Source organism: Saccharothrix sp. NPDC042600 (genome assembly GCF_040647305.1).
Taxonomy (GTDB): Bacteria; Actinomycetota; Actinomycetes; order Mycobacteriales; family Pseudonocardiaceae; genus Actinosynnema; species Actinosynnema mutabilis.
On sequence record NZ_JBEZBW010000037.1, the window covers coordinates 54480 to 69962 of the forward strand.

The 15483-nt window shown below is 73.1% G+C and carries 19 protein-coding genes and 1 pseudogene; 15 read left to right on the plus strand and 5 right to left on the minus strand.

Translation table 11 applies throughout. From position 1 onward, the window contains the following. The first annotated feature begins 5 nt into the window (after nucleotides 1–5). Complete coding sequence (locus tag AB0A74_RS22325) at nucleotides 6–1253, plus strand: MFS transporter (protein WP_358252118.1); 1248 nt, start codon at nucleotides 6–8, stop codon at nucleotides 1251–1253. Here the strand turns inward: AB0A74_RS22325 and AB0A74_RS22330 are convergent. Then, nucleotides 1225–2931: a tetratricopeptide repeat protein gene (locus tag AB0A74_RS22330; protein ID WP_358252120.1), complete on the minus strand. Its 1707-nt coding sequence runs from the start codon at nucleotides 2929–2931 to the stop codon at nucleotides 1225–1227. The two genes, AB0A74_RS22325 and AB0A74_RS22330, sit on opposite strands and share 29 nt — an antisense overlap. Beyond that, a pseudogene (locus tag AB0A74_RS22335) lies at nucleotides 2822–3118 on the minus strand (NB-ARC domain-containing protein); the annotation flags it as partial. The pseudogene AB0A74_RS22335 and the gene AB0A74_RS22330, both read right to left, overlap by 110 nt. Here AB0A74_RS22335 and AB0A74_RS22340 point away from each other — a divergent pair. Beyond that, a complete protein-coding gene (locus tag AB0A74_RS22340; RefSeq protein ID WP_358252122.1) occupies nucleotides 3090–3281 on the plus strand; it encodes a hypothetical protein in 192 nt (63 codons plus the stop codon). The pseudogene AB0A74_RS22335 and the gene AB0A74_RS22340 overlap by 29 nt on opposite strands. A 130-nt stretch (nucleotides 3282–3411) precedes the next feature. On the opposite strand, the gene AB0A74_RS22345 is transcribed toward AB0A74_RS22340, so the two are convergent. Beyond that, nucleotides 3412–3765: a hypothetical protein gene (locus tag AB0A74_RS22345; RefSeq protein WP_358252124.1), complete on the minus strand. Its 354-nt coding sequence runs from the start codon at nucleotides 3763–3765 to the stop codon at nucleotides 3412–3414. A 258-nt stretch (nucleotides 3766–4023) separates the two neighbouring features. On the opposite strand from AB0A74_RS22345, the gene AB0A74_RS22350 reads away from it, so the two are divergent. The 5 genes from AB0A74_RS22350 to AB0A74_RS22370 all read left to right on the plus strand — a co-directional run bounded on the left by AB0A74_RS22350 (nucleotide 4024) and on the right by AB0A74_RS22370 (nucleotide 7118). Further along, a complete protein-coding gene (locus AB0A74_RS22350; RefSeq protein ID WP_358252126.1) occupies nucleotides 4024–4881 on the plus strand; it encodes a helix-turn-helix transcriptional regulator in 858 nt (285 codons plus the stop codon). Next, a complete protein-coding gene (locus AB0A74_RS22355) occupies nucleotides 4878–5087 on the plus strand; it encodes a DUF397 domain-containing protein (protein ID WP_358252128.1) in 210 nt (69 codons plus the stop codon). Before AB0A74_RS22350 ends, AB0A74_RS22355 begins: the two co-directional genes overlap by 4 nt. Nucleotides 5088–5142: 55 nt before the next feature. Then, a complete protein-coding gene (locus AB0A74_RS22360) occupies nucleotides 5143–5697 on the plus strand; it encodes an NUDIX hydrolase (RefSeq protein ID WP_358252130.1) in 555 nt (184 codons plus the stop codon). A 161-nt stretch (nucleotides 5698–5858) separates the two neighbouring features. Then, nucleotides 5859–6668 carry a nitroreductase/quinone reductase family protein gene (locus AB0A74_RS22365; RefSeq protein ID WP_358252132.1) on the plus strand — a complete coding sequence of 270 codons (810 nt, stop codon included), beginning with the start codon at nucleotides 5859–5861 and terminating at the stop codon, nucleotides 6666–6668. Nucleotides 6669–6671: 3 nt separating this feature from the next. After that, the gene (locus AB0A74_RS22370) at nucleotides 6672–7118 is read left to right on the plus strand and encodes a GNAT family N-acetyltransferase (RefSeq protein ID WP_358252134.1); all 447 of its coding nucleotides are present in this window, start codon (nucleotides 6672–6674) and stop codon (nucleotides 7116–7118) included. A 21-nt stretch (nucleotides 7119–7139) separates the two neighbouring features. Here AB0A74_RS22370 and AB0A74_RS22375 read toward each other — a convergent pair whose 3' ends face one another. Next, the gene (locus AB0A74_RS22375) at nucleotides 7140–7280 is read right to left on the minus strand and encodes a hypothetical protein (protein WP_358252136.1); all 141 of its coding nucleotides are present in this window, start codon (nucleotides 7278–7280) and stop codon (nucleotides 7140–7142) included. Nucleotides 7281–7374: 94 nt separating this feature from the next. Here AB0A74_RS22375 and AB0A74_RS22380 point away from each other — a divergent pair, with 94 nt between their 5' ends. The 6 genes from AB0A74_RS22380 (at nucleotide 7375) to AB0A74_RS22405 (ending at nucleotide 12691) form a co-directional block, all read left to right on the plus strand. Further along, nucleotides 7375–8454 carry an epoxide hydrolase gene (locus AB0A74_RS22380; protein WP_358252138.1) on the plus strand — a complete coding sequence of 360 codons (1080 nt, stop codon included), beginning with the start codon at nucleotides 7375–7377 and terminating at the stop codon, nucleotides 8452–8454. Further along, a complete protein-coding gene (locus AB0A74_RS22385) occupies nucleotides 8451–9536 on the plus strand; it encodes a winged helix DNA-binding domain-containing protein (protein ID WP_358252140.1) in 1086 nt (361 codons plus the stop codon). The genes AB0A74_RS22380 and AB0A74_RS22385 overlap by 4 nt, the downstream gene beginning before the upstream one ends. Nucleotides 9537–9638: 102 nt before the next feature. Further along, complete coding sequence (locus tag AB0A74_RS22390) at nucleotides 9639–10079, plus strand: MarR family transcriptional regulator (protein WP_358252141.1); 441 nt, start codon at nucleotides 9639–9641, stop codon at nucleotides 10077–10079. Next, on the plus strand, nucleotides 10076–11038 hold the full coding sequence (locus tag AB0A74_RS22395; protein WP_358252143.1) for a zinc-binding dehydrogenase: 963 nt from the start codon (nucleotides 10076–10078) through the stop codon (nucleotides 11036–11038). The genes AB0A74_RS22390 and AB0A74_RS22395 overlap by 4 nt, the downstream gene beginning before the upstream one ends. Before the next feature lie 76 nt (nucleotides 11039–11114). Beyond that, nucleotides 11115–11468 carry a YciI family protein gene (locus AB0A74_RS22400; RefSeq protein ID WP_358252145.1) on the plus strand — a complete coding sequence of 118 codons (354 nt, stop codon included), beginning with the start codon at nucleotides 11115–11117 and terminating at the stop codon, nucleotides 11466–11468. Next, nucleotides 11468–12691: an RNA polymerase sigma factor gene (locus AB0A74_RS22405; RefSeq protein WP_358252147.1), complete on the plus strand. Its 1224-nt coding sequence runs from the start codon at nucleotides 11468–11470 to the stop codon at nucleotides 12689–12691. The genes AB0A74_RS22400 and AB0A74_RS22405 overlap by 1 nt, the downstream gene beginning before the upstream one ends. Here the strand turns inward: AB0A74_RS22405 and AB0A74_RS22410 are convergent. Further along, nucleotides 12648–13688, minus strand: a complete 1041-nt coding sequence (locus AB0A74_RS22410; protein WP_358252149.1) for a beta-eliminating lyase-related protein — start codon at nucleotides 13686–13688, stop codon at nucleotides 12648–12650. The two genes, AB0A74_RS22405 and AB0A74_RS22410, sit on opposite strands and share 44 nt — an antisense overlap. A 97-nt stretch (nucleotides 13689–13785) precedes the next feature. Here AB0A74_RS22410 and AB0A74_RS22415 point away from each other — a divergent pair, with 97 nt between their 5' ends. After that, entirely contained in the window at nucleotides 13786–14328 is a 543-nt protein-coding gene (locus AB0A74_RS22415; RefSeq protein WP_358252151.1) for an antibiotic biosynthesis monooxygenase, read from the plus strand. Further along, nucleotides 14312–14890 carry a pyridoxamine 5'-phosphate oxidase family protein gene (locus AB0A74_RS22420; RefSeq protein ID WP_358252153.1) on the plus strand — a complete coding sequence of 193 codons (579 nt, stop codon included), beginning with the start codon at nucleotides 14312–14314 and terminating at the stop codon, nucleotides 14888–14890. The genes AB0A74_RS22415 and AB0A74_RS22420 overlap by 17 nt, the downstream gene beginning before the upstream one ends. Nucleotides 14891–15483 lie beyond the last annotated feature (593 nt).

A 15483-nucleotide genomic window follows, 5' to 3' on the forward strand; every position in this document is an offset into this window, starting at 1 on the left:
GGAGCATGAGATCAACCGCCGCCGCGCTCACCGCGCTCTCGCTGTCGATGTTGTTGCCGTCGCTGGGGATCAGCATCGCCAACGTCGCCCTGCCCACCCTGTCCACCGCCTTCGACGCGTCCTTCCCGGCCGTGCAGTGGGTGGTGGTCGCCTACCTGTTGACGACCACCGTGCTGGTGGTGGCGCTGGGCCGGCTCGGTGACGTGTTCGGGCGGCGGCGGATGCTCGTCGGCGGCGTCGGGGTGTTCACCGCGGCCACGCTGGTGTGCGGGCTCGCGCCGAGCCTGCCGCTGCTGATCGCCGGTCGCGCGCTCCAGGGCGTCGGGGCGGCGTGCATGATGGCGCTGACGGTCGCGTTCGTCGGCGACACCGTGCCCCGGGGCCGCACCGGCAGCGCGATGGGGCTGCTGGGGACGATGTCGGCGATCGGCACCGCGACCGGTCCGGCGTTGGGCGGCCTGCTGATCGCGGTGTCCGGGTGGCGGGCGATCTTCCTGGCCGTCGTGCCGCTCGGGGTCGTCGCGCTGGTGCTGGCGCTGAGGGTGCTGCCGGCCGCGCCGCCGCGGCCGGCCGAGCGTTCCGGCGCGGTGCTGCGGGAGGTGGTGCGCGACCGGGCGCTGGTCGCCGGGTTGACCGCGAGCGCGCTGGTGTCGGCGGTCATGATGACCACCCTGGTGGTGGGGCCGTTTCACCTGTCCGGGGTGCTGGGTCTGGCGCCGGCGCTGGTCGGGCTGGTGATGTCGGCGGGCCCGGCGGTGTCCGCGCTGACCGGGGTGCCGGCGGGGCGGGCGACCGACCGGTTCGGCAGCCGCACGATGGTCGTGGCCGGGTTGGGCGGGATCATCGGCGGCGCGCTGGTGCTGGCGTTCACGCCGCCGTCGTTCGGGGTCGCCGGGTACGTGCTGCCGCTGGTCGTGGTGACCGCCTCCTACGCGGTGTTCCAGGCGGCCAACAACACCGGCGTGATGAAGGACGTGCCCGCGCGCGACCGCGGCCTGGTGTCGGGGATGGTGACGCTGTCGCGCAACGTCGGGCTGATGGGCGGCGCGTCGGTGATGGGCGCGGTGTTCGCCTTCGCGGCCGGGACCGGGGACGTGACGTCGGCGGCGGCGCGGGAGGTGGCGCGCGGGACGCGGTGGACGTTCGTCGTGGCGGCGGCCCTGGTCGCGGTCGGCCTGGCGGTCGTGCTGAGGGCCTCGGTCAGGGCGAGCGCAGCACCCGACGTCAGCGAGCCAACGCGCGCCGGGTCGTGACGGTGTGCGGGTGCTCGCTGCCCAACACCCGCGACCGGTCGGCGAGCAGCTGCTCCAACGCGGCCACGGCGGCGGTCGGGTCGCCCGCGTCGCCGCGCCAGTAGGCGATGTTGTGGCGGGTGGTGAAGGTGTGCGGGTGGTCGGCGCCCAGCACGCGCAGGCGGTCGTCGAGCAGTTCCTCCAGCGCGGCCACCGCGCCGACGTGGTCCCCGGCCCGGCCGCGCCAGTAGGCGATGTTGCCGCGGGTGGTCAGCGTCTCCGGGTGGTCCGCGCCGAGCACCCGCGACCGGTCGGCCAGCAGGTCCCGCAGCGCGGCGACCGCCGCCGCCGGGTCACCGGCCTCCCCGCGCCAGTAGGCCAGTTCGTGCCGCGAGGTCAGGGTGAGCGGGTGGTCGGGGCCCAGGAGCCGCTGCCGCACGGCCAGCAGTTCGGCGAACTCGGCGACGGCCTGCGCCGGGCCGCCGGCCGCGCCCCGGCGCCGCGCGATGTTGTGCCGGGTCCGCAGGGTGCTCGGGTGCTCGCGGCCCAGCACGCGGCACTGGTCGGCCAGCACGTCCTCCAGGCCGCGCAGCGCGCCGCAGGTGTCGCCGGCCTCCCCCTGCCAGTAGGCGGTGTGGTAGCGGACGGCCAGCGCGTCGGGGTGGTCGGGGCCCAGGTGGTCGGCGATGGCGGGGCGCAGGGCGCGGTAGTAGTGGTGCGCGGCGGTGACCTGGCCGCTGTCGCCGAGGCTGTTGCCGTTGCGGAACACCAGGTGGTGGCACTCCCCCGGCCACAGCGCCGGTCCGGCCAGGTCGATCAGGGTCGTCGCGTTGGCGCGCAGCGTCTTGGCCGAGGTGGCGTCGTGCTCGATCGCGGGCCACGCGTGCAGCAGGGCTTCGGCGACCACGGGGGCCAGCGCGTCGCCGAGCCCGGCGGGTTGCTCGTCGCGCACCGCCCGCTGGACCAGGGCGTGCACGGCGACGCGGGCGCGGCCGGGGTCGAAGGTGACCAGGCTGAGCCGGTGCAGGCAGGTCAACGCGTCGCGGGCGCGTTCGGCGTCGACCGGGCCGCCGCTGACCCGGCGCAGGTGGGCCAGCAGGGGCGGGGTGGTCAGGACGTCCAGCGGCACGCCGTGCGGGTCGAGCAGGGCCAGGGCGTCCAGCAGCGGCGCGGCCAGGCCCGCCGGTTCCAGGCGGTCGGCCAGTTCGACGGTCAGCGACCAGGTGGCGGCCACGGTGTCGCGGTGCCGGTCGGGCAGGGACGCCGGTTCGGGCAGCACGGAGGCCAGGGTGCGCCGCCGGTCGGTGAACCGGGCCAGGTACTGCGCGCAGGTCAGGTGGCGGTCGGCCAGGTACGCGGCGGCCTGGGCGAGCGCGAGCGGCAGGTGCCCCAGCGCGTCGGCCAGTTCGGCACGGCCCGGATCGGCGCGGCTGGGGCCGGCGGGTTCGGCTCGGCCGGCGGCGAGCTTGCGCCCGAGGTAGGCGATCGACTCCTCGGGGGTGGAACAGGCCGACGTCCCACACCCGGCAGTTCCCGCGCCGCAGGGCGGCGTCGCGGCGGCGGGTGGTGACGACGGTCTGGCCGGAGGGCGTCTCGGGCGGCCACAGGTCGTGCAGGTCGGCGGGGCGGTGGACGTCGTCGAGCACCACCAGCCAGCGGGCGGGGGTGGTCGCGAGCCAGTCGAGGAAGCGGCGCGCACGGGTCTCGTCGGAGCCGGTGTCGATCCCGGTCAGGTCGGCGCCCAGGCGCGCGTAGTCGGTGACGACCTCCTCGCGCGAGGCGGCCGTGGTCCACACCAGGAGGTCGAGGGTTCCCGCGTGCCACGCCCGTTCCGCGTGCTCGGCGGCCAGCTGCGTCTTGCCCACGCCGCCCTGGCCGGACAGCACGGCGGTGTGGATGCGCTCCGGTGGGCCGGCGGCCAGCGCCCGGCCCAGTTCCGCGCCGATCGCCCGGTGCTGGAACGCCTCCGCGCGGGGCGGCACGCAGGCCGTGCGGAAGGGCAGCGGGTGGTGCGTGGTCGAGTGGCCGCCCTGGACGACGTCCCCGTAGATCGCGCCGGCTTGCAGGACCGGGGCGCGGGGCGTGCCGCGGGCCGTGTTGGCGACGGCGTGCTCGTGGCCCGGCGGTGGCCGGCGCCGGCGACCCCACTCGCGCGGCGGGGTGGCCCGCCACCGGTCGGTCATGTCGGTGTGCGGGCGGGCGTCGCCGCGCGCGGTGCCGGGACCACGGGCTCCGCCTCCGGTTCGGTCGTGCCGGGGTCGGTTCCCGGGTCCGGCCAGCCCAGCACCGCGGCGACGACCTCCACCACCGTCCCGGAGACCTCGCGCTGCGGCTCGACCTGGCCCAGCGAGTCGTCGGCGCGGTAGGCCTCGGCGTCGTCCTCGGCGCGGACCAGGACCACGTCGGCCCCGCCGGCCCAGCCGTGGCGGTAGCGGACCTCGGCCAGCCCGTGGGCGTCCCCGATGCCCAGGCCCCGGAAACCCTTGTCGTGCAACGCCTTGAGCGCTTCGGCGGGATCGGTGTCCGACGGCATCGCGCAACCTCCTGCTCACCGGCAGGGCAGGCCGGTCAGCCGCCCGCCGTCCGAGGGCAGGGGCGGGTCTCCCGACCGGCGGTGACCGAGGGACGTGCCGCCTACCGCCCGCCGCGGGGTGCCGCGCGCGGGGCGGGAGCGACCCGCCGCTGACCTATCCAGGTCTTTGTGATTATCACAGGTGTGATAATCACATAGGCTTGGTCCGTTCAGGTGGAGTTGCCCGACCGCTGCTCCGCCCGGCGGAGACGAGGACGCATGTCGGTACCGATGAACCCGCGCCTGCTGCGCAGGCTGATAGCGCTCAAGATGGTCCACTTCCGCACCCGCGCCGGCCTGACCCAGGCGGACGCGGCCCGCATCCGCGGCTGCGCGCAGTCCCGCATCCACTACATCGAGAGCCGCCGGACCCTGCCCAACGAACAAGACCTGCGCCTGCTCCTGCCCGCCTACGACGTGGACCGGCCCACGATCGACAGCTTCCTCGACCTGTTGCCGGTCGCGCGACGGCGCAACTGGTACGACACCCTGCCGGAAGCCGCGATGGCGAGCTGGTTCGGCGACTTCGTCGCGTTCGAGGCGGCGGCGACCGAGATCGACGTGTTCCAGAGCCTGGTCGTCCCGGCGCTGCTGCAAACCGAGGACTACGCCCGCGAACTGGTGCGGACGTTGAAACCCGAGTTGTCCCCCGAAGAGGTGGACCTGCGGGTCGAGGTCCGCATGCGGCGGCAGGCCGCCGTCCTGGACGGCGGGCGCGGCGCCGGAGCCCGGGTCCGGGTGGTGTTGACCGAAGGGGTGCTGCGGACGGTGGTCGGAGGCTCCCGGGTGCACCGGGCCCAGCTGCGGCACCTCGTCGAGCAAGCGCGTCACCCGAGGCTGGAGTTGTCGGTCATCCCGGCAGACATCGGAGCTCATGCCGGCTTGGACGGATCCTTCACCATCCTGCGACTACCCATCGAGGACGATCCCGGGCTGGTCTACCTGGAGGACAAGCTCCGGGGTCACTACTACGAGGAACGGGAAGCGGTCGAGGAATACACCGGGGTGATGCGACGGCTGCGAGAGGTGGCCATAGGCTCGGCGATGATCAATGCCGTCGCCAAGGAGATCCTGTGACTCGGGACCGTGGGTCCGCCCTGCTCAGCAACGTGACGGGCCGCAAGAGCACGTACAGCCAAGACGCGGCGTGCGTCGAGGTGGCGGCGGCTGCGGACTGTCCCTGGGTCGAGATCCGCGACAGCAAGACGGCCGGTGCGCAGGACGTCCCGCGAGTCGTCGTGCCGCTTGCCCGGTTCCGTCAATTCGTCAACGGTCTCCGCTGAACCAAGCCTTCAGCCCTCCGATCTCTCGGAACGTGTTCTCGGGGATGCTGGGGTCATGAGCATCAGGACGGTGTCCTCCAAGGTCGTCTACGAGAACCGGTGGTTGGCGGTGCGGGAGGATCGCACCGAGTTGCCGGACGGGTCGCCCGGGCTGTACGCCGTGGTCGAGAAGCCGGATTTCGCGTTGGTGATCCCGTTCGAGGACGACGGGTTTCACCTGGTCGAGCAGTACCGGTACCCGATCGGGGTGCGGTCGTGGGAGTTCCCGTCCGGGTCGTTCCCCGACGGGGTCACCGGCACGCCCGAGCGGATGGCGGCGGCCGAGTTGGCCGAGGAGACCGGGATCCGGGCCGGGCGGTGGGAGAAGCTCGGGTTCGCCCACTGCGCCAACGGGTTCGCCACGATCGGCGTGCACGTCTTCCTGGCCACCGACCTCACCCGGGGCGAGACCGCGCGCGAAGTCACCGAGCAGGACATGACGCAGCGCTGGTTCCCGCGCGCCGAACTCGAACGCATGGTGCGCGACGGGCTCGTCACCGACGCCCCGACCCTCACCGCCTACCTCCTCCTCACCCTCCGGGAAAGATCGTTGCGGGACGCGAACGGGTGACGCTAAGGTCCCTCCCGTGACTGCCGGGTCGGCCATGGGCCACTACCGAGACGGGCACCCGGCTCAGGGTTGAGCACCGGGCGGGCCAGGGGTCCGCCGCACCTTCCGGGAAGTAGACGACCGTCCACTGGAGCACCGTCATCCCGGAGAGAAACCCTTCCATGCCACTTGATTTCAACCAGCAGGTCATCGACGAGTTCCGCGCCAACCGGGGCCGCGTCGGCGGCTTCCTCGAAGGCGCGCGCCTGGTCCTGCTCACCACCACGGGCGCGCGGTCCGGCCGCCCGCACACCGTGCCGCTGGCCTACCTGCCCGACGGCGACCGCATCCTGGTCATCGGGTCGGCGGCCGGCGCGGACCGGCACCCCGCCTGGTACCACAACCTGCTCGCCGACCCGAAGGCCACCGTCGAGGACGGCGTGTTCACCTACGAGGCCAAGGCGACCGTGCTGCGCGGAGCGGAGCGCGACGCGGTGTTCGCCCGCGCGGTCGAGGCCGACGCCGGGTGGGGCGAGTACCAGGCCAAGACCAGCCGCGTGATCCCCGTGGTCGCGCTGGAGCAGGTCGCGGGCGGTCCGCCGAACGCGTCGTCGTTCGGCGAGGCGCTCAAGGCGCTGCACGACGCGTTCCGCCGCGAACTCGCCCTGATCCGGGCCGAGGCCGCGGGGTCCGGGCCGCGGATCGGGGCGCAGCTGCGGGTCAACTGCCTGACCCTGTGCCAGGGCCTGGAGTTCCACCACCGCTCCGAGGACACCGGCATGTTCCCCGCGCTCGCCGACCGCTACCCGGAACTCGAACCGGTCATGGCCCGGCTGCGCGAGGAGCACACCACCATCGCCCGGCTGCTGGCTGAGCTGCGCGCGGCGCTGGACGGGGACAGCGTGCTCGCCGAGGTCGACCGGCTCGTCACCGAGCTGGAGAACCACCTCGCCTACGAGGAAGAACAGCTCATCCCCCTGCTGGACGGGTGAACCGTGGTCGAACTGGACCTCACCGACGACGCCACCGCCCGCGCCGTGCACCGGATCGGCCTGCGCGCCTACGCGGTGGAGGCGGCGCTGATCGGGTCCGACGCCATCCCGGCGCTGCACGAGACCGTGGCGGACGTGCGCGCGCTGCCGCTGCGGTGGCTGGGCGCGCACGTCGACGGCGTGCTCGCCGGGTTCGTCGCCTGGACCCGGGAGGACGGCGTGGTCGACGTGGACCGGCTGTGCGTGGACCCGGACTTCTTCCGGCGCGGCCTGGCGCGGCGGCTGGTGGGCGCGGTGCTGGACCTCGGCGACGCGGTGACCGTGTCCACGGGTGCGGACAACGCGCCCGCCGTCGCGCTCTACGAGGGGCTGGGGTTCGCGCGGGTCGGGACGGTCGAGCCGGAGCCGGGGTTGCGGCTGGCCCTGTTCCGGCACCCGGGAAGGCGCTGACGCGGCGGTCCGGGTCAGCGGTCAGGCGCTGAGGAACGCGGCGAGCACGGGCCGGAAGCCGGCGGCGAGCAGCGACTCCCAGCCGCCCCGGCTCCAGCCGATCAGCCCGACCCGCTCCGGATCGACCCCGGGCCGGCCGCGCGGCACCTCCACCGCGGCCAAACCGCGGTGTCTTCCTCCATCCACACGAAATCCACGGTGGCCCGAAGTCGATCTAGGACCAGTCCTGACCTACATGGTGCCTAGCGTTGTGGTCATGACCGAGATCCGAGAGTTCCGCATCGCCATCCCGCAGGCCGACCTGGACGACCTCGCCGACCGCCTGGACCGCACCCGGTGGGCGGCGCAGTTGCCCGGCGGCCGGGCGCGCGGGGTCGAGGCGGCGTGGCTGCGCGAGTGGGCCGCGTACTGGCGTGACGGGTTCGACTGGCGGGCGCAGGAGGCGCGGCTGAACGCGTTGCCGCAGTTCATGACGGAGATCGACGGGTTGGACGTGCACTTCCTGCACGTGCGGTCGCAGGACCCGGACGCGACGGCGTTGCTGCTGGTGCACGGCTGGCCGAACTCGTTCGTGGAGTTCGTGGCGGCGGTCGAGCACCTGCGGCACTTCCACCTGGTGATCCCCAGCATCCCCGGGTTCGCGTTCTCCGAGGCGCCGCGGGAGAGGTTCACCGTGGCCGACGCCGGGCGCATGTTCGCCACGCTGATGGATCGCCTCGGGTATGCGCGTTACGGCGTGCAGGGCGGTGACCTGGGCGCTTACATCGCGCCGGAGGTCGCCAGGGCCGCGCCGGAGCGCGTGGTCGGCGTGTACGTCAACGGCGGGCTCGGGTTCCCGACCGCGGACGACGACCTGACCGAGGACGAGCGGCAGACGCTGTCGTGGATGGCGGAGTGGTCGTCGGGGTCGGTGGACCACCACTCGCTGCTGCGCGTCGCGCCGCAGACCTTCGCCCACGCGTGGAACGACTCGCCGGTGGGGTTGCTGGCGTGGCTGCTGCAGAAGTTCCGGGAGTTCGCGGTGACCGTCGAGCTGCCCGAGCAGGCGATCGACCGGGACCTGCTGCTGGTCAACGCCGCGCTGTACTGGTTCACCGGCACGTCGGGCTCGTCGTCGTGGTTCATGTACGACAACGAGCGGTTCGCGTGGCCGATCGGGCAGGACCTGGTGCCGACCGGCGTCTACAGCGGCCCGCCCGGGATCCGGCGGCTGGCCGAGCGGCACAACCGGGTGGTGCACTGGCCGGAGGACAACCCGGGCGGTCACTTCGTGGCGATGGAGGAGCCGGTGGTGTTCGCCAAGGACCTCTCGACGTTCCTCGGCGGCCTGCGGTGAGCGTCGTCGCGCGGCGGATGGCCCGGCACCACCTGACGGTGCCGGGCACGTCCCCGGCCGGGGTGGTCCGGGCGATGTGCGGGGCGCACGCGCAGATCGCGTCGGCGGCGGAGCTGTCGATCGGTCTGCGCCTGCCGGGCACGACCCGCCGGGACGTCCGCGACGCGCTGTGGGTGGACCGGACCCTGGTCAAGACCCGCGGCCCGCGCGGCACGGTGCACCTGCTGCCGGCCGCGGACCTGCCGATGTGGCTGGGCGCGCTGGCGCGGCTGCCCGCCGACCTGGGCCTGTTGACCCCGGCGCAGACCGACGAGGTGGTGGCGGCGATCGCGGACGCGTTGGCGACCGCCGAGCTGACCGCCGAGGAGTTGACGGCCGAGGTCGTGGCGCGGACCGGGTCGTGGGCGGGCGATCGGGTGATGGACGCCTTCCAGGACAAGTGGCCGCGCTGGATGCAGGCGCTGGGTGTGGCGGCGTTCCGGGGCGCGCTGTGCCACGCCCCGAACAAGGGCCGCAAGACCGCGTACACCAGTCCCGCGCGGTGGCTGCCCGGGGTCGCGCCCGCCCCGGACGGGGCGGAGCGGCTGGTGGAGGCGTACCTGCGCGCGTACGGGCCGGCGCGGCCGGAGGACTTCGCGCGGTGGTTCGGCGCGCCCCGGCGGTGGGTGGACGGGGTGTTCGCGCGGGCGGACGTCCAGGAGTGCGGGGACGGGTTCGTGGTGCGGGGTGACGACGTGTTCCCGGCCGACCCGCCGCGCGGGGTGTGGTTGCTGCCCTACTTCGACGCGTTCGCGGTGGGCTGCCACCCGAGGGCGGAGCTGTTCCCGGGGCGGGCGGCGACGCGGGCGTTGGCGGGTGGGCAGGCGGGCAACTTCCCGGTGGTGCTGGTGGACGGCGTGGTCGCCGGGGTGTGGCACCTGCGGCGGTCGGGGCGGCGGGTGGTGGTGACGGTGGAGGTGTGGGACGGGTTGACCCCGAAGCGGCGGCGCGAGCTGGCGGACCGGGTGGAGCGGGTCGGCGAGATCGTGGAGGCAAGTGCCGAGTTGGTCCTCGGGCCCGTCACGGTCGGTCCCCACGCCTAGGCGGCGACCCGGCGGGTGGAGTCGTCGGACAGGCGCAGGTCGGCCTGGAGGGTCGGTCCACACGATCGTTGGTCCGACCAACAAGTGGGTAGACTGCGGCGCATGGAGACGAGAGGTGCGCCCACCCGGTTGCGCGGCACGCCGAGCTGGCTGATCAACGAGGTCGCGGTGCACGCGACGCGCCTGGTGGGCGAGGGTTTCGCCGCCGTCGACGCGCGCCGCTACCACTACAAGCTCCTGGCCACGCTGGAGGAGTTCGGGCCCGCCAGCCAGGCCGACCTGGGCCGCCGCGGCGGGGTGGACCGCAGCGACGTGGTGGCCACGGTCAACGAGCTGGCCGAACGCGGCTTCGTCGAACGCGCGGTGGACCCGGCCGACCGGCGGCGCAACATCGTCACCATCACCGACGCGGGCGCCGCCCACCTGCGGCGCCTGGACGAGGTGCTGGCCCGGGCGCAGGACGCCCTGCTCGCGCCGCTGCCCGCCGCCGACCGGAAGGACCTCGTGCGCATGCTGTCCCGACTCGCGGAGCACCACTCGTGAGGGCCGTCGTGCTCAGCGGCCCCGGGCCGGTGGAGAACCTGGCGGTGACCGACCTGCCGGTGCCCGAGCCGCCGGACGGGTGGGTGCGGATCCGGGTGAGGGCGTTCGGGCTCAACCGCTCCGAGCTGCACACCCGGCTGGGGCTGGCCGAGGGCGTGGTGTTCCCGCGCGTGCCCGGCATCGAGGCCACCGGCGTGGTGGACAGCGACTGCGACCTGCCGCGCGGGCAGCAGGTGGTGGCCATGATGGGCGGCATGGGACGGGTGTTCGACGGCGGGTACGCCGAGTACACGGTGGTCCCGCGCGCCAACGTCGTCCCGTTCGACTCCGACCTGCCGTGGGAGGTGCTGGGCGCGATCCCCGAGACCCTCCAGACCGCCTACGGCTCGCTGACCACCGGGCTGGACCTGCGCGGCGGGCAGACCCTGCTCATCCGCGGCGGCACCTCCGCCCTCGGTTTCGCCACCACCGCGCTGGCCAAGGACCTCGGAGCCACCGTCCTCGCGACCACCCGCAACCCGGACCGGCTCGCCGTGCTGCGCGAGCACGGCGTGGACCACCCGCTGGTCGACGACGGCCGGGTGGCCGCCCGGGTCCGGGAACTCGTCCCGGACGGCGTGGACGCCGCGCTGGAACTGGTCGGCACCCCGACCCTGCCCGACACGCTCGCCGCGACCCGCGTGCACGGCACGGTGTGCTTCACCGGGATGCTGTCCAACCAGTGGCTGGTCCGCGACTTCTACCCCATCGGCTACCTGCCCAAGGGCGTGCGGCTGACCGCGTACGGCGGCGAGGCCGCCGACCTGCCCGCCGAGGTGCTCCAGCGCTACCTCGACCAGGTCGCCGCGGGCGAGGTGAACCCCGGCCCGACGACGGTCTACCGGCTGGAGGACATCCGCGCCGCCCACGACGACCTGGAGCACAACCGGCGCGTCGGCAAGCTGGTCGTGGTCCTGTAGAGATCGTGCGGCGGAGGTGTCGATCCGGCGGCGGGCCGTTCGTGTAGAGGGTGACCCGAGTCCACAGGAGGACGTCATGACCCACTACCTGATCAGCGTGATCGAGCCGACCGGCTACGACATCCCCGAGCCGGAGGTGCTGGAGAAGATCATGCACGACGTGGAGGCCGTCGACCGCGACATGCGCGAGCAGGGCGTGTGGGTGTTCGCGGGCGGCCTGCACGGGCCCGAGACCGCGACCACCCTGCGCCCGGACGGGGGCGAGGTGCTGGTCAGCGACGGGCCGTTCACCGAGGCCAAGGAGCACATCGGCGGGTTCTCCATCATCGACGTGCCCGACCTGGACGTGGCCCTGGAGTGGGGGCGGCGGATGAGCGTGGCGTGCACGCTGCCGGTCGAGGTGCGCCCGTTCCACACCCTGCCCGGCTGATGACGACCTCCGTCGAGGAGGTGTTCGGCCGGGAGTACGGGCGCTCGGTGGCCGTCCTGGTCCGCGTGTTCGGCGACATCGACATCGCCGAGGAGGCGGTCCAGGACGCGTTCGCCGAGGCCGTCCGCCGCTGGCCGGACACCGGGGTGCCGCCCAGCCCGGCCGGCTGGATCATCACCACCGCCCGCAACCGGGCGGTGGACCGGCTGCGCCGCGAGTCCGTGCGCGACGACAAGCACGCCCAGGCCGCGCTGCTGCACGCCTGCGGCGAGCCGGCTGAGGCGGACCCGGTGGGCGACGACCGGCTGCGGCTGATCTTCACCTGCTGCCACCCGGCGCTGGCGCTGCCCGCGCGGGTGGCGTTGACGCTGCGGCTGCTGGGCGGGTTGACCACCGCGGAGATCGCGCGGGCGTTCCTGGTGTCGGAGTCCACGCTGGCGCAGCGGCTGGTGCGGGCCAAGAACAAGGTCCGCGACGCCCGCATCCCCTACCGGGTGCCCGGCGAGGCCGAGCTGCCCGGCCGGCTGCGGGCCGTGCTGGCCGTGGTCTACCTGGTGTTCAACGAGGGCTACGCGGCGTCCTCGGGCGAGCACCTGGTGCGCCCGGATCTGTGCGCCGAGGCGATCCGGCTGGGCCGGCTGCTGGTGGAGCTGCTGCCCGGGGAGCCCGAGGCGGTCGGGCTGCTGGCGTTGATGCTGCTGCAGCACGCCCGGCTGCCCGCCCGCGTGTCCGCCGACGGGCAGCTCGTGCGGCTGGCCGACCAGGACCGGTCGCTGTGGGACGCCGCGCTGGTGGCCGAGGGGCGGGAGCTGGTGCGGTGGTGCCTGCGCCGCGGCCGGCCCGGCCCCTACCAGGTGCAGGCCGCGATCAACGCCGTGCACAGCGACCCGCCGCCCACCGACTGGCGGCAGGTCGTGGCCCTCTACGACCAGCTCATGGCCTGCGCGCCCGCTGACGTGGTGGCGCTGAATAGGGCGGTCGCCGTGGCAGAGGTCGACGGGCCGGCGGTCGCAATGGACCTTGTGGACGGGCTGTCCCTGGGTAACTACCACCACTTCCATGGTGTCCGGGCGGAACTACTGCGCAGACTGGGGCGCACGGACGAGGCGGCACGGGCTTACCGGCGGGCGTGGGAGCTGGCCGGGAACGCGGCGGAACGATCATCGTTGGCACGGTCACTCAGCGAAGTCGGCGGAGCAGCCCCGCCACCTCCTCCGGCGTGAAGTCGAGCGCCAGGTGCCCGATGGTCAGCTCCAGCGCGCAGGTTCCCGGCGCGACCGACTTGGGGAACCGGGGCACCTCGATCCCGGTCTCCTCCAGCAGCTTCTCGGCGGCCGGGCGGACCGCCTCGCGCGGCACCGGCAGGTGGATGTGGAACAACGGTGTCTGCGGCACGTCCGGCACGGTACGCGCATAGCCGTCGGCGTTGACGGCCGCGGCTATCGCGCGGGCGTGCGCGAGGAACTCCGGCATGCGCGGCAGCGTCTCGGAAAGCCCCAGGTCGGCGGCCACCGCCAACGGCCACAGGTCGGGCAGGTTGCCGCCCAGTCGCGTTCGCCACACCCCGGCCAGGTCGATGGTGTCCTGGTCACCGGCCAGGATCGCGCCGCGCACACCCTCCAGGCCCTTGTAGAGCGACACGTAGACGGTGTCGAACAGGGCGGCGATCTCGGCGTGCGGCCGGTCGTAGTAGGGCTGCGCCTCCCACAGGCGCGCGCCGTCGAGGTGGGTGGCCGCGCCGCGCTCGGCGGCCCACTTGGTCTGGGTGACCAGGTCGTCCCACTCGGGCAGGAGGCCGCCGACCTCCCGCTGCGGCAGCTCCAGGAGCAGCGTGGACACCGGTTCCTTGATCCCGTCGAGGTCGTCGGTGGTGATCAGGCCGTGGGGGTCGCCGACCGGACGGTGCACGAGGTGGTGGACGGCGTTGTAGCCCTGCTGCTCCCACAGGGCGACGTGCGCGGTGGGGTGGGCGGCGAAGGTGCGGCGGCCGGAGCGGTCGGCGTGGATGCGCAGCGCGACCTGCTGCGCCATCGTGCCGGAGGGGAAGAACAGGGCGGCGGGCTTGCCGAGCAGCGCCGCGACCCGGGTCTCCAGGTCCTTGACCGGCTCGTCGGGGCGGGTGCCCGGGGGGACGCGGTCGAGCAGGCGGCGCAGCGTGGCGTGCGGGTCGCGGCGCAGCCGGGAGTGCTGGACGAGGGAACGGCGGATCTCGGGTGCCATGCGCGCGAGTCTCTTCGGTGTCGCCACCACCTGGCAACGCCGTTTCCAGTCGACTGACTGATTCGGCGGCGGGCGCGCGGTTCGTAGCGTGGCCGGCATGCGACCCGATCTCACGCGCGCCGACGCCGACGTCCTGCTGGTGGGCCCTCCCGACGACTTCGCCGACCACCCCGACGGCCTGGTGGCCGCGCACCGCCTGGTCGGCGAGGACGGCGAGGAGGTGACCGTGTCGCAGTGGTCCGGACCGGCCCGGCGGGACGGTGCCACCGCCTACCGCCGCCACCGGGCGGTGTCGCGACCCGGGGCGGAGGTCGGGTGCGTGGTGCTGGTGACCATCGACCTGGAGCCCGGCACCGCCGAGGAGTGGATCGACCTGGTGCTCACCGCGCTGGCCGCCGAGCACGACCCGCACCCCGGCGGGATCTCCGCGCACTTCCACATCAGCGACGACGGCTCGAAGGTTCTCAACTACGCGGAGTGGGTGTCGGCGCAGGCGCACGTGGACGCGTTGACCCGCGGCGACGGGGCGGTGGGGGTCGGAGACCTGTGGCGGCGCGTGCGCGGGTTCCACGGGTTGAAAAGTTCTACCGTCCGGCGGTACCGGTACGCGGATACTGGCGATCATGGGCAAGGTCTATGAGCACATCACCGAACGGCTGCGGACGTTCATCGAGTCCCAACCGATGTTCTTCACCGCGACCGCGCCACTGTCGGCCGACGGCCACGTGAACCTGTCCCCCAAGGGCCGCGCGGGCACGTGGCGGGTGCTGGACGAGCGCAGGGTGGCGTACCTGGACTTCGGTGGTTCACACGCCGAGACCATCGCCCACCTGCGGGAGAACGGGCGGATCACACTCATGTGGTGCGCGTTCGAGGGGCCGCCGAACATCGTGCGGGTGCACGGCGTCGGCGAGCCGGTGTTCCGCGACGACCCGAGGTTCGCCGACCTGGTGGCGGGTTTCGGCACGGCGGACGGACCGGGCCTGCGAGCCGTGGTGGTCGTGACGGCGAAACAGGTAAGCGACACCTGCGGCTTCGCGGTCCCGTTGATGGACTACCGCGCCGACCGCACCCTGCACACCGACCACTTCGCCCGAAAAACAGACGACGAATTCCGCGCATACTGCGAGACAAAGCCGTTCAACCACCAAAGCATCGACGGCCTACCCGCCCTCCCCCTACCCGTACCACCACGCCCTTGACTCACGGCGCGAAGCGCCGAGCGGGCAGTCCACCGGAGGGGACACAACCCAAGCCGGGCTTCTTGCTTGTGTCATCTCCGTATGGCCCGCCCGAAGGGCTACCACAGATTTCCCGGGTGCAGCCGAATTTTTTTGTGAGGAACGAGCAAAAAAATTTAGCGGCACCCGGGAAATCTGTGGTTGGCTTTGCCGGGTCATGCGGAGATGACACAAGCAAGAAGCCCCCGCTTTGGCAGTTGTGTCATCTTTGGTGGCTCGCCCGCCGGCGAGGCTCTTTTACGCTTTGAACCGGCGCTTCGCTGCTCGAATCCACGCTTCGCGGGTCCTAACGGGACGCGCTCCGCGCTAACCAAGGATGAACGCGCTTCGCGCTTGAGAGCGCTTCGCGCGTCGCGCGAAGCGCTCTCAAGCTTAAAAGCGGCCGGGAGGCCTCCAGTGGGGGGAAGGGCCTGCGTGTTCCCCACCGCATGACCTGGCGGAGCCAACCACACTTTTGGTCGGGTGCCGCTAAATTTTTTGCTCGTTCCTCGCAAAAAATTCGGCTGCACCCGACCAAAAGTGTGGTAGCCCTTCGGGCAGGTCATACGGTGGGG

Excerpts from the sequence above, each read along its gene's own strand:
- AB0A74_RS22325 (WP_358252118.1), top strand. The coding sequence starts at position 6 with ATGAGATCAACCGCCGCCGCGCTCACCGCGCTCTCGCTGTCGATGTTG.
- AB0A74_RS22345 (WP_358252124.1), bottom strand. The coding sequence starts at position 3,765 with ATGCCGTCGGACACCGATCCCGCCGAAGCGCTCAAGGCGTTGCACGAC.
- AB0A74_RS22350 (WP_358252126.1), top strand. The coding sequence starts at position 4,024 with ATGTCGGTACCGATGAACCCGCGCCTGCTGCGCAGGCTGATAGCGCTC.
- AB0A74_RS22360 (WP_358252130.1), top strand. The coding sequence starts at position 5,143 with ATGAGCATCAGGACGGTGTCCTCCAAGGTCGTCTACGAGAACCGGTGG.
- AB0A74_RS22365 (WP_358252132.1), top strand. The coding sequence starts at position 5,859 with ATGCCACTTGATTTCAACCAGCAGGTCATCGACGAGTTCCGCGCCAAC.
- AB0A74_RS22380 (WP_358252138.1), top strand. The coding sequence starts at position 7,375 with ATGACCGAGATCCGAGAGTTCCGCATCGCCATCCCGCAGGCCGACCTG.
- AB0A74_RS22390 (WP_358252141.1), top strand. The coding sequence starts at position 9,639 with ATGGAGACGAGAGGTGCGCCCACCCGGTTGCGCGGCACGCCGAGCTGG.
- AB0A74_RS22400 (WP_358252145.1), top strand. The coding sequence starts at position 11,115 with ATGACCCACTACCTGATCAGCGTGATCGAGCCGACCGGCTACGACATC.
- AB0A74_RS22405 (WP_358252147.1), top strand. The coding sequence starts at position 11,468 with ATGACGACCTCCGTCGAGGAGGTGTTCGGCCGGGAGTACGGGCGCTCG.
- AB0A74_RS22410 (WP_358252149.1), bottom strand. The coding sequence starts at position 13,688 with ATGGCACCCGAGATCCGCCGTTCCCTCGTCCAGCACTCCCGGCTGCGC.
- AB0A74_RS22415 (WP_358252151.1), top strand. The coding sequence starts at position 13,786 with ATGCGACCCGATCTCACGCGCGCCGACGCCGACGTCCTGCTGGTGGGC.
- AB0A74_RS22420 (WP_358252153.1), top strand. The coding sequence starts at position 14,312 with ATGGGCAAGGTCTATGAGCACATCACCGAACGGCTGCGGACGTTCATC.